The organism is Mesorhizobium sp. M0910 (assembly GCF_040319465.1).
Classification (GTDB): Bacteria; Pseudomonadota; Alphaproteobacteria; order Rhizobiales; family Rhizobiaceae; genus Mesorhizobium.
In genome coordinates, this window is record NZ_JAMYNZ010000035.1 from 1 (window position 1) to 11,277 (window position 11,277).

At 61.5% G+C, this 11,277-nt stretch carries 7 protein-coding genes and 7 pseudogenes; 8 read left to right on the forward strand and 6 right to left on the reverse strand.

The window, feature by feature from the left end:
- Together istA and NKH78_RS32260 are read left to right on the forward strand one after the other, a co-directional pair.
- Nucleotides 1-792 (forward strand): annotated as a pseudogene (istA, locus tag NKH78_RS32255) (IS21 family transposase); the annotation flags it as partial.
- Nucleotides 789-1,139 (forward strand): annotated as a pseudogene (locus NKH78_RS32260) (ATP-binding protein); the annotation flags it as partial. The pseudogenes istA and NKH78_RS32260, both read left to right, overlap by 4 nt.
- A 31-nt stretch (nt 1,140-1,170) precedes the next feature.
- Here the strand turns inward: NKH78_RS32260 and NKH78_RS32265 are convergent.
- Both NKH78_RS32265 and NKH78_RS32270 read right to left on the reverse strand, forming a co-directional pair.
- The gene (locus tag NKH78_RS32265) at nt 1,171-3,240 is read right to left on the reverse strand and encodes a recombinase family protein (protein ID WP_352885183.1); all 2,070 of its coding nucleotides are present in this window, start codon (nt 3,238-3,240) and stop codon (nt 1,171-1,173) included.
- Nucleotides 3,224-3,397, reverse strand: coding sequence for a hypothetical protein (locus tag NKH78_RS32270; RefSeq protein ID WP_156933500.1), 174 nt, complete (start codon nt 3,395-3,397; stop codon nt 3,224-3,226). The genes NKH78_RS32265 and NKH78_RS32270 overlap by 17 nt, the downstream gene beginning before the upstream one ends.
- Nucleotides 3,398-3,712: 315 nt before the next feature.
- Between NKH78_RS32270 and NKH78_RS32275 the strand changes: the two are divergent.
- A pseudogene (locus NKH78_RS32275) lies at nt 3,713-4,163 on the forward strand (ATP-binding protein); the annotation flags it as partial.
- A gap of 312 nt (nt 4,164-4,475) precedes the next feature.
- Here NKH78_RS32275 and NKH78_RS32280 read toward each other — a convergent pair.
- The 3 genes from NKH78_RS32280 to NKH78_RS32290 all read right to left on the reverse strand — a co-directional run bounded on the left by NKH78_RS32280 (nt 4,476) and on the right by NKH78_RS32290 (nt 7,872).
- Nucleotides 4,476-4,598 carry a hypothetical protein gene (locus NKH78_RS32280; RefSeq protein ID WP_352885185.1) on the reverse strand — a complete coding sequence of 41 codons (123 nt, stop codon included), beginning with the start codon at nt 4,596-4,598 and terminating at the stop codon, nt 4,476-4,478.
- 1,147 nt (nt 4,599-5,745) lie between these two features.
- A complete protein-coding gene (gene ggt, locus NKH78_RS32285; protein ID WP_352885191.1) occupies nt 5,746-7,473 on the reverse strand; it encodes a gamma-glutamyltransferase in 1,728 nt (575 codons plus the stop codon).
- A 60-nt stretch (nt 7,474-7,533) separates the two neighbouring features.
- A complete protein-coding gene (locus tag NKH78_RS32290) occupies nt 7,534-7,872 on the reverse strand; it encodes a hypothetical protein (protein ID WP_352885187.1) in 339 nt (112 codons plus the stop codon).
- A gap of 570 nt (nt 7,873-8,442) precedes the next feature.
- Here NKH78_RS32290 and NKH78_RS32295 point away from each other — a divergent pair.
- From NKH78_RS32295 to NKH78_RS32315, 5 genes and pseudogenes are all read left to right on the forward strand, one after another.
- A pseudogene (locus tag NKH78_RS32295) lies at nt 8,443-8,783 on the forward strand (IS110 family transposase); the annotation flags it as partial.
- 77 nt (nt 8,784-8,860) lie between these two features.
- Nucleotides 8,861-9,076: pseudogene (locus NKH78_RS32300) on the forward strand (transposase); the annotation flags it as partial.
- A 114-nt stretch (nt 9,077-9,190) separates the two neighbouring features.
- Nucleotides 9,191-9,286, forward strand: coding sequence for a transposase (locus NKH78_RS32305; protein ID WP_352885193.1), 96 nt, complete (start codon nt 9,191-9,193; stop codon nt 9,284-9,286).
- Nucleotides 9,287-9,603: 317 nt separating this feature from the next.
- Nucleotides 9,604-9,872 (forward strand): annotated as a pseudogene (gene tnpB / locus NKH78_RS32310) (IS66 family insertion sequence element accessory protein TnpB).
- Nucleotides 9,873-9,918: 46 nt separating this feature from the next.
- Nucleotides 9,919-10,897: pseudogene (locus NKH78_RS32315) on the forward strand (transposase); the annotation flags it as partial.
- Between the two features lie 76 nt (nt 10,898-10,973).
- Here the strand turns inward: NKH78_RS32315 and NKH78_RS32320 are convergent.
- On the reverse strand, nt 10,974-11,277 hold a 304-nt coding region (locus tag NKH78_RS32320), incomplete at its 5' end, for a transposase domain-containing protein (RefSeq protein ID WP_352885189.1).

Consider the following 11,277-nt stretch of genomic DNA (forward strand, 5'->3'; position numbering starts at 1 on the left):
TCTGGGCACGCTTCGTCGTCCACCAGGATCTGCCGACTGTCTTGCGCTGCCATGCTGGGGCTTTCGAGGCGCTGGGCGGCGCTCCTCGCGAAGTGCTTTACGACCGTATGAAGACGGCTGTGATCGGCGAAGGCGATACCGGCGGCATCGTCTACAACCGTGCCCTCGTCGATCTTGCCCGCCACTATGGTTCCATCCCAAGGCCTGCCGGCCTTACCGCGCCAAAACAAAAGGCAGGGTCGAGCGACCGTTCCGCTACATTCGCGAGGACTTCTTCCTGGCCCGGTCCTTTCGCAACCTCGAAGACTTGAATGCGCAGTTGCGTCACTGGCTGGACACGGTCGCAAACCCGAGAGTTCACGCAACCACACGGCGTGTCGTCAACGAAGCTTTTGCCGAGGAGCGGGCAGCGCTCCGGCCGCTGCCGTTGGCTCCGTTCCGATCGGTCCTGAAGCTCGAGCGACGCATCAGCCGGAGGGCATGGTTAGCGTTGGCGGCAATTTCTATAGCGTGCCCGACGCCACCAGGCGCCGTGTCGTCGAGGTGCACACTCTGGCCGAAGAGGTACGCATCTTCGAGGACGGCGCACTGATTGCCATCCATCCCATTCTAGAAGGTCGGCACCAGCGTCATGTCGAGCCCGGGCATCGCAACATCCACGTCCACAAGCGCCGACAAAGACTGAGGAACGACGAGGTCATCCTTCATGGCTCAGGCGACAGGGTCGCTCAGCGCCCGTTGGCCTTCTACGATGCCGTCGCCCGGGTGATGGCGAAGGAGCAGCGTCCATGACGAATGCGCTCGATACCACGCCATCCACAATCGACCGGATCCGCCACGATCTCGTCGGCCTGAAGATGCCACGAGCGCTCGAAGCGCTCGATCATATCGTGCGCCGGCTCGAGCAAGGCGAGATCGCCGCCCTCGAAGCCATGGACATCCTCCTTTCGGAAGAGTTGACCCTCCGCGAGAACAGCCGGATCAAGACGGCACTGCGCATGGGGCGTCTGGCCACGATCAAGACGCTCGCCGGCTTCGACTTCTCTTTCCAGCCCTCGCTCGACCGAGATCCAATCTTCACGCTCGCCCAACTCGGCTTCGTCGCCCGCTGCGAGGTCGTCCACTTCCTCGGCCCACCCGATCCCACGACATAATGCACACCTCGCTATGTTATTGAAAAAGCTGGATCTGCTGATCCTGTGATTGTGATAATGGACTGTGTCCGCTCCTGCCGGAATGGTGCTGGATATCGAGTTGCTCGATATCTTCATGACGGATGATCCAGGGCGTACCCTTGCAATACTGCTCGGCCTTCAGATCGCCGGCGCGGATCATGCGCAGCACGGTCATTGGCCGCAGGCCGAGCTTCGCAGCCGTTTCCTGCAATGTATACTCGCCGCGCTCCGACCGTTCGTCCTTTTTGTAGACGGCGATGTCGTGCTGGTTGCGGAAAGTGCAGACACGGGACTGCGTCCATCCGTTCAGACGAGCCGTGGTTTTGCCGAGCCGGTTGAGAAGCGATGCGATCGCTCTATCCGGCAATTGGCGTGCCAGGGCACGGATCAGGTCCTCGATGTCCGGCGGGGCGCCCCAACGGTGATGGCCTGCCTTGTTCTTCCTGACCGAAAGCGCGGTATGGTCGCCGCCCTGCCAATGCACCAGCATTTTGATGTGGTCGTCTTCGATGGCGACGACAATCTCGCGGATCACGGCACGGATGATCCGATTGCGCGTGGTGGCGGTGGCGTTGGCATGATGCCATGCCAGTTCGAGATCGGCGCCCATGCGCAGCAGGCTCCGCCGTTCCTCTTCTCCCAGAGCCTCAGGCTTGTGGCGGTCGAGCGCGTCAAGCTCGTCCTGACGCTCGCGGACGGCTACGAGCGCGGCATTCCAGCGTCGCTCCAGTTCGCCTGCTACAAGCAGGTTGTCCGGGTCGACGGCGTCATACTGGCGGCGTGCATGGGCGGCTTCATAACGTGCCTGCTCGAGTGCGAGCTCCACATGGCGCCGCTTCTCTCCAGCCTGCACGGTGGAGGTCTCGATGGCCTTGATCGCCGCTTCCATGCCGAGCGGTTGAAGGCATTGAAGAACCTCCGCGCTGACCGCCTGATCGACCCGCAACGATCCGAAGCCGATGCACGGGTCGGTTCCGTGGTTGACCTGCGCTCCGCGGCAGTGATAGCGCCCCGTATTGCCGTTGCTGCCGGAATAGGAGACATGCAGCTTGCGGCCGCAATGGCCGCAGCGCAAGAGACCGCCGAGCAGCAACTCGCCCCGGCGAAGAGCACCGCGCGGCACCAGGCCTTTGCTTGTGGCATTGTCCGTGATCAGGCGCTGATTCCTCTCAAAATCGTGCCAGCTCAGGTAACCTTCGTGATGGTCGATGAGCAAGACCTCCCAGTCGGCGCGATCGCGCCTGATCCCACGCAAAATCCGTTTGCGTCCGGCCTCTATGGTGACTTTGCTGCAGGTTCGCCCGAACGCATAGGCGCCGGCGTAGATCGGGTTGGTGAGAATGTGGTGCACCGTATTGTAGACGGGCAGTTTCCAGACGATCGCCCTGTCCGCCGCGCGCGTGTAATTTACGGCAGGGAGCATAATGCCCTCGCGGCGCAACCACAGATGCACCTGCCGGATGCTCTGCAGTTCGTCGAAACGCCGGAATACAAGATCGATCGCCTCGCGGATCGGCAGGTCCGGGTCTTTCTCGACCCGGTTCCGGCCCGACTTGACGTAACCGATCGCCACCGTCAGGAAAAGTTCGCCCCGTCGTGCCTTCTGCTTCAGGGCTTCGATCGAGCGGGCCCGCAGGATCGAAAGCTCCAGTTCGCTCATCGTGCCCTTCATGCCGAGCAGCAGCCTGTCGTTGGGATGACGCGGTTCGTAGATGCCGTCCTCATCGATGATGAGCGTTCCGACAAGGCCGCAAAACTCGATGAGCGTATGCCAGTCCCGGCCATTGCGGGCCAGCCGGGAGGCTTCAATGGCGAGGACCGCACCAACCCGACCTTCGCAGATCGCCGCCAGAAGCTTCTCAAAGCCCGGACGGCTGATGCCAGACCCTGAACGACCGAGATCTTCATCGATGACGATGGCGTCTTTCCAGCCAAGGGACCGCGCTCGCTCGGCAAGGCCATATTGGCGTCGCCGGCTCTCGGGATTGTTGACGAGTTGATCGGCCGTCGACTGCCGGACATAGACATAGGCACCGCGCGCGAGATGTTCAGCGGTGATCTTCATGATCTGCCTCCCGTCCCGTCTGGCTCACCACCGCTTCCCTCAGCAAGGTCTCGATCAGCGGGAGGGTGCGTTCCCGGACTTCGCCTGGAAGACTCGATGGCGGAGCCTTCTTGGAAAACAGGTCTGGCTGGTCGGTTCGGCATTGCCTGCGCTGCATGGTCGTCTCCTGGCTGGCGTGAGTCGCTCTGCAGAAAACGTAGACATGCATCGACCTCGCGGCGCAGGTCGCGTAGGCATGAAAGGGGAAAACGGGGCGCCTCGCGAACCGCCATCGTCAGGGCGATCTCTTCCGTCATCCAGATCGGAATCAGCGCCAGGCTGCCATCCGGTTGTCGCCCGACATAGGCCGGCTCACCGCAATAACACTGACGGCCTGTGACGAAAATCTCCCCGCCCGAACGTGGATGAAAGGCGTAACGGACAATCTTCTTTGCCTCGCCATCCTGATAACGGGCATTATGAGCCCAGTCCGACCGGAACCGGCAAGTCGTGGCTGGCCTGCGCCTTCGGCCGGCAAGCGGCACGGCTCGATCATTCCGTGCTCTATGTGCGCGTGCCGCGCCTGTTCGAGGATTTGGCGCTCGCCCGTCTCGATGGCCGCTTCCCATGCCTCATCGACAAACTCACCCGCGCGCAACTGTTCATCCTCGATGACTTCGGAGCCCACAGCCTCACCGATCAACAGCGCTTCCATTTGTTCGAAATCGTCGAGGAACGTTATCGCCGCAAATCCACCCTGATCACCGCCCAGGTCCCTGTGGCCAGATGGCATGACCTGATCGCAGACCCCACCGTCGCCGACGCCATTCTCGACCGGATCGTGCACAACGCCCACCGCATAGTGCTCCAGGGCGACAGCATGCGAAAGCAAAAGGCCGCGCCCCTCTTGACCGGCACGAAACGGCGAAATCAATCATCCATGAACAAGGCACCCGAGGACCGTCGCCGCCAAACTGTCCCGACATTAGCGAAACCACTGTCCGGGAATTAGCGGAACCCCTGTCCGGCTTTTGCGAAATGCGCAATAACGCACATAGGAGAGAAACAACCGCAGTGCGGTGGTCATGATTTGGCGCGTCGCATGTTGAGACGCGAAACCGTGCGAGGCTGTCGCTGGGCATAGGACAGCAGCATGCAGAAGTAGCTCGCCAGCGTATGCGGGCTTGCTTGTAGTAGTCTAATGAGGCAATCGGTGACGAAAGCCCCAAGAAGAACGGCGAACGTCGGGGCAGCGCTCATGGACGGGATTCCGGCTGAGATTGTTCCGCCCGCAGCAGCGCTTGCTGCAGCAGTTCCAGCGTTGCCGTCACATGCCAATAGGTGTCGGCGATGTGGGCATGGCCGAGATAGGTCGCCAACTCGGGCGGTGGCGTTCGACATCGACGGCGTTGCGATTCCAGCGCAGCAATGTTGTCACGGCCAGCCGGTGGCGAAAGGCTCGTGCAGCCGCGGCCCGCGGGGGGAGTCATTGGCGCCGGGAGGCCGACCTCGCGCGAGACGAACGTTCACCGCACGGCCCATTCGGTCAAGCGCGTCCCGCGCTCGGAAAGGAAGCTGGCGCTCACCGGATTCGGGCATGAACGGTCTTGGCAGACCTCATAGATTTTGAGGGCCTGTCGCGTCGAGGGGCGTCGGCGAGTCCCGCTATGTGAACTTCGTGTCGCGAAGCGTCAGCACGCATCCACGAGATCAACGTCGCCACGATGAAGGCGCAGCGGTTCGTTGCAGCGCGGACCGGTCGCCGCGTACAAGCCGAAGAGCGTGACGTAGGTGTGTGGGCAGGACCGACCGTCGACAGCAATCGCTTCGCCGCGTCGACCAGTCAGGTGATCTCCTCGTCGCGATAAATGTATGGGGCCCGTGGCCGACGATACCTGTGCGGAAGAAGGTCGGTCGGCGGTACGACGGCCATCGGGTGAATGGCGCTGCAATAGCGCGCCAAGCGGCGAACCATCGCCAGACGGTTGGCGCCCACTGGGCGGGCGGCTTTGCCGGCTGCATTACCCAGGCCAGGGCAATCTCGGTGGTGATGAAGGTGGCGCCCGAAGCTTCGGCAGAGACAACAAACCGCTGCAGCAATCGTCCGGACAGACGCAGCTTGTGGCCCAGGGCGCGGCGGGCGGCCAGACACTCTCTTCCAGCGCCGCTTGCAACGCGTCATGACGCGGCTCTTGGCCAGGGTAGCGCAATGGGGCGCAACGTCGCGATGTCGACTTTGGCATAGATCTGTGTCGTGTTCGTCTGGCTGTGGCGAAGAAGCTGGCCGATTTCGACGAGCGAGGCGCCGCGGCGCAGCAGATCGGTGCGAGCGAGTGACGCCACAGGTGCGCAGCCTTGAGCTGCGGCGTCAGCCCGTGTTTCCCAAGCTTCGAGGCAGCACTCTCGAATATCGATGCCGACGCTCAGCAAATTTGCAGAAGTCAGAACACTATCCTTGAAATCGAACCCGAAGAATTCCAGTTCGATCGAGGAACCGTTCGCCCACCTCGTTGAACGAGATGGTCTTCAACTGGACGCCACCCCGCCCGTGCGGTCATATACCGGCCGCTTCTGATCCGACCTGAAAAATGCGCCGGGCCGCGCCAATCCGCCGCCGAGCCCGATTGGCATACCGTCAGCACGCCAGCATGCGGCGCCAGTCATTGTGCCGTCCGCATCGAACTGAATCGCATTCATCCCGCCGCCAACGCTGTTGATCGCCGCCACATTGTGACCGCGGTCGCGCAATGCCGCTAGTGCGCCTTCGGGGAACGAAGCCTCAACCTTTACCTTACGGCCTCGCGTCCAAAGGCGCGGCGCCTCTACTGCCTGCTGCACGCCCATGCCATGATCGATCAGGTTCGACAGCGCCTGCGCGACGGAGGGGAAGATTTGCAGTCCGCCAGGCAGGCCGATCGCGTAGCGTAACCTGCCGTCGCGCAACACCATCACCGGCGATATCGACGAGGTGACGCGTTTGCCGGGCGCGACCGAGCTGGCGCAGCCTGGACGCGGATCGAACGCTAACATGTAATTGTTCGGGATCATGCCGGTTTCAGGCACGATGTAGCGGGCACCGAACGAAGATCGGATCGTCTGCGTGCTGGCGACGACATTGCCGAACCCATCCGCCACAGTCAGATGAGTGGTGTGCGCGCCCTCACTAGGCGCCTCCCCTGCGCCCCATGAAAGAGCGCGGTCCATTGAGATGCGAGCCCGGCGCTCCGCTGCATAGTCCTTGGATAGGAGCTTGCCAATCGGCTCTTGGACAAACGCCGAATCGGCGAACGCCGCTGACCGGTCGGCGAACGCGATCTTCATCACTTCGGCAAGCAGGTGCAACGTGTCCGGCGTTGCGAAACCGAGCACGCCGATCTTGTACCCCTCCAGGATATTCAACATCTGAATGATGTGCAGAAGCCCGAACGATGGCGGAGGCGGCCCAAGGATCTCATAGCCGCGATAGAGCCCCCGCAACGGCTCGCGATCGACGGTACAATAGCCGGCCAGGTCCTCGATTCTCAGAAAGCCATTTGCCTGCGCCATGTGCTCTGCATAATGACGTCCCAATTCACCGCCATATAGAATGTCAGGGCCCTTGCGGCCGATTGATCGCAGCGTCTCGGCATAATCGCCGGTGACAAGCCGAGTCCCGGCCTGGATCGGCATACCGCCGGGCAGATACAACTTTGCAATTTCGGCATCACGGGCGAGATCGGCCGCCGCCTCGGAGACACATTCTTGTAGCAAAGGTGTCACGCGAAAGCCACGCGAGGCGTGACGGATCGCGGGCTCAGTGACATCGGCCAAAGATAAGGTACCGAACCGCCGCAGCGCCTCGCACCAGCTCAAGAGCGCGCCGGGAACAGCGACGGACGTGGGGCCAACGGCGTTGCGGCGGCCAATCGTCCCCATTGATTCGGGTGCGGCGTTCGGATCGGGCGTGTAGATAGTGGGGCCGGTCGCGAGTGGTGCGGTGCACATGCCGTCAAGCACGTAATGCGTCCCATTTGCGAGACGGATATGAGCTATGCCGCCACCCAGCACCCCGACCATCATTGCCTCTACCACCGTAAGTGTGAATAGAGCCGCGATCGTAGCATCGATCGCGTTGCCGCCGCTGGCGAGCATTTCCGCCCCCGCCGCGGAAGCGAGCGGGTGATTGGTCACGACCATGCCTCGCAAACCGGTCGCCGGTTGTTTCTCACAAGTGAAAATGGCAGCGGCATTAGAACACCAGTTAACATTCCGCATCATTCAACCTCCAACTTAGGAACCTGCAGCAGCGACACGGTGACGTCGCCAGAGTTACGACTAGTTATGCAAATGTGACAGCAGTGTTTGCGAAACGTCCAGCAGACCACCCGGCGAAAGGATAAGCGGCAGCGGTCGGCCCACGCCCAGCGCTTCCACACGTCTGCGCACACGTCCCGAAAGAAGATCCCGATCAGGGAGTGCTCGGCGATCCTTGAAGGCAACCAGGTGTTGACGGTACAGTGGATCGACAATTCTCGACGCCTCTTCCGCTCGCTCAGCAGCATTCTTGCGCAATTCCATTTGCTCCGAGTTGCAACACCCCGCATTGCTCGCAAGGTGTAGCCAGTCAGCCTTTTCCGGGCCTGCTCTGGCGGCGCGCTTCGCCTCATGCGCCACTCGGCGCCTCCTCAAACCTTGAGGTGAACTAGCACAGCCAGCGATTTTTAACTGTAAGAGTCTGTGAAGTTATTTGCACGATCTGTTTCACTTTTTTGACTTTGCGCTGGCGTAGAGCATCTCGGCCAAATTCGGTGCCTGTGACGAATATGGCGCCTTTTTTAGCAGCGGATAATCCTGAGATATGACTGATCGGGATAGGGGGACGCCTCGCGGCGCCGCCCACCGGGTCACCGGAGGCGGTCACCCGCCCCCGGTTCCCACAGAACGTGGCGTTCGGCTTTCCCGCACCACGCTCTTCGGTAGCTGGTTCACAGCACCGCGAATGCCTGCAGTTCCCTATGTGGGAGCCGCAGTTTGGGTCGCAGTAGCGGCTTCCGTTCTTTGATCTGGTTGAAAGTGCCCCACTGAGGCGATATGACCGTGGTCTGAGCGGCGGGCCGTCCTTAGTCTTTGCAGCTGTAACCAAACGGGGGTTGCTCGGGAATGCCGAGCCAAGCCCGAAGGACGGGCCATGGCAGTAGATAAGGATTTTACGTCGGTGTCGAGGTTTCGAAGGCCAAGCATGCGATTGCGATTGCGGAGGGTGGCCGGGAGGGGGAGGTCCGCTATCTCGGCTAGATCGAGGCGACACCGGCGGGGTGGAACGCTTCGTGCGTAAGCTGGAGCGCAAATATCCGGACCTGCATTTCTGCTACGAGGCCGGCCCAACCGGCTACAGGCTTTGCCGTCAGATCGTTGAGCTCGGCCACCGCTGCGATGTTGTTGCGCCTTCGCTGATACCGAAGCGCCCGGGCGAACGTGTCAAGACGAACCGACGCAATGCGGTCACCCTGGCACGGGTGCTGAGGGCGGGGGAGCTGACCGGGATCTGGGTTCCCGACGCAGTGCATGAAGCGGTGCGCGATCTTTTTAGCACTACTTTGGCAGATTAATCCTGGGCTAACGATGATCGGCCATCTTTGGCACTCCAACAGGGGTGCGAAGGATGGCAGAGCAGGATGTTGCCCTGACGGAATGGCTGAAGCCGTTCGTTGAGAAACTTGGCCACAAGAAGCGGCGGCAGATGTGCCCGGTTATAATTTCGGGCGTGATCGGGCCGGGAGATCGCAAGAGTATCGAGCCGATGGCGGAACGCCTTGCGCCCGATCGCTACGACCGGCTGCATCATTTCATCTCGAATGGTATTTGGGACGCCGGTCCAGAAGGTTTTCGGCAGGAGCTGGAGCTTTAGCATGGCGGATGGCGAGGGATTATTGGGCGATGCGAAGTTGTCGAGCCTCGTCGTGGACGATGGCCCAATGATCTGAAGGCACGGATTGTCTCTGAGAGCCTTCAACCCGGTCGGCGGGTTGTTGATGTTGCCCGTCGTCATGATCTCATTGCGCATCAGCTTTCGGACTGGCGACGGTAGGCGCGTCAGGGTCTTTTGGCTGCCTGCGGAACTGATGCCGGCCGTGCCTTGCGAGAACAGCGGCCTATTCGAACCCGCCTTGCGCCACTGGCGATTACGACGGAGCCGAAGCCGGCTAACGATAGTTCGCCGATCGTGACGGTAGAAACAGGCTCAGGTCTGGTGATACGGGGTCCCGATGATGTGCCGGTTGACCGGGTTGCGGCCTTGGTGCGCGCGATGCGATGGACGGCATGATCGTCGCGGGCCAACGAATGCCGATCCTGATCGCGACGCGCCCAGTGGACTTCCGCTGTGGCCATCAGGCGCTGGCCTTGATGGTGCAGACCGAGTTGAAGCTTGATCCGCATTCCGGGGTGACGGTGATCTTCCGGTCGAAGCGCGGGGATCGTGTAAAAATCCTGATGTGGATGGCACCGGAATGGTGCTGACCTCCAAAATCCTGGAACAGGGTGGTTTTGCTTGGCCCAAAGTGCAGGATGGAACGATGCGGCTGTCGCGGGGTCAGTATGAAACTTTGTTCGAAGGTCTCGACTGGCGACGCGTGGTAGCGTCGCGGGTAGCGCCGCCCGCTGCGGCAGGGTGACTCACCGGTTCGGCTTTAGCGTGTTTTATTGGGCTTTTTTGCTTCGATTTGCTACGAAGGCGCATGTGCGCCCATTGATCTCAGCCAGTTCCCGGCCCTCCCTGCAGAGGTGGTGAACGCGTTTGCGGCAGTGCAGTTCGAGCTGTCGGTTGAGCGTGCGGCCCGTCAGCATATGAGCAGGCGGTGGTGGCTGAAAAGGACGCCTTCATCACCGATCTGAAGGAACCTCGTCGAGAAGCTGGAGAGCTACGTTCAGGACTATCGCCGCACGAAGTTCGGGCCGAAATCGGAAAGGCTCGATCCAACGCAGATGGAACGATGGAACTGGCGCTGGAGGACCTGGAGACGGCAATTGCCGAAACACAGGCCCAGATCGCCTTCGTCGAGGAAAAGATCGGGGCCAGCACAGCGAATTGCGAAAAGACTGCTTCACGCAGGCAACGCAAGGCGTGCGCGCTGCCCCAGAGCCTGCCGCGCGTCGAACAGGTGATCGAGCCTGATAGCATTGCCTGCCCCTGTGGTTGCGGCAACATGGTCCGGATTGGCGAAGACCGGACGGAGCGGCTCGATCATATCCCGGCGCGCTATCAGGTGATCGTCGCGATGCCCGAAGTACGCTTGCCCCAAGGGCGCGCGGGAGTGGTTCAGGCCACGGCGCCGGCGCATTTGCTGGAAGGTAGCTGGCCGACCGAAGCCCTATTGGCGCACATTGCCGTGTCCAAGCATTCCGACACATGCCGCTGAACCGGCAGGCCGCGGCCATGGCCCCACACGGGGTGCCGATCGACCGCAGGGTCCTGCCGACTGGCTGGGGCGGACGGGCGCTGTGTGTGATCGCGCCGGTATTAGACCCCATGACCATGGTCCTGAAACAGGGTAGCTCACGACTATATGACGACGAGACCACGGCTCCGGTATTGGATCACGGGCGCGGCAAGACGAAAACTGGCTGTCTCTGAGCTATTCTGCGCGACGACCGCGGCTGGAACGGATCTGCGCCGCCGGGAGTGGTGTTCCACCGCCGCAATGCTCTCTTTGGCGGCCATGATGACGGCGCCCGCAATTGGGCCCGTTTCGCAGTAAGCGGGCAGCTGAGGCCGTTCAGCGCTGGTAATTCCATGGCATGAGGGCGTCGATATCGCTGTTTGGCCAGCCATTGGCAATGCGCTCGAGGGTCAGGGTGAGCCAGGCGTGCGGATCGACCTGATTCATCTTGGCGGTGGTCAGCAGGGTGGCGATGGTGGCCCATGTCCGTCCGCCGCCGTCGCTGCCCGCGAAGAGGCTGTTCTTTCGGGTAATTGTCATCTCGGGGTCATTCTGCCCATGTTGGGCAGGAGGTCGAGGTCCATTACCGTTGGCACCCGTATTTCGGACGTCGGCTTCGCTGCGAGAACAGCGAAGAGCG

Coding starts and splice junctions, on each gene's coding strand:
- ggt (WP_352885191.1), bottom strand. CDS start 7,473: ATGCGGAATGTTAACTGGTGTTCTAATGCCGCTGCCATTTTCACTTGT.
- NKH78_RS32270 (WP_156933500.1), bottom strand. CDS start 3,397: ATGCAGCGCAGGCAATGCCGAACCGACCAGCCAGACCTGTTTTCCAAG.
- NKH78_RS32265 (WP_352885183.1), bottom strand. CDS start 3,240: ATGAAGATCACCGCTGAACATCTCGCGCGCGGTGCCTATGTCTATGTC.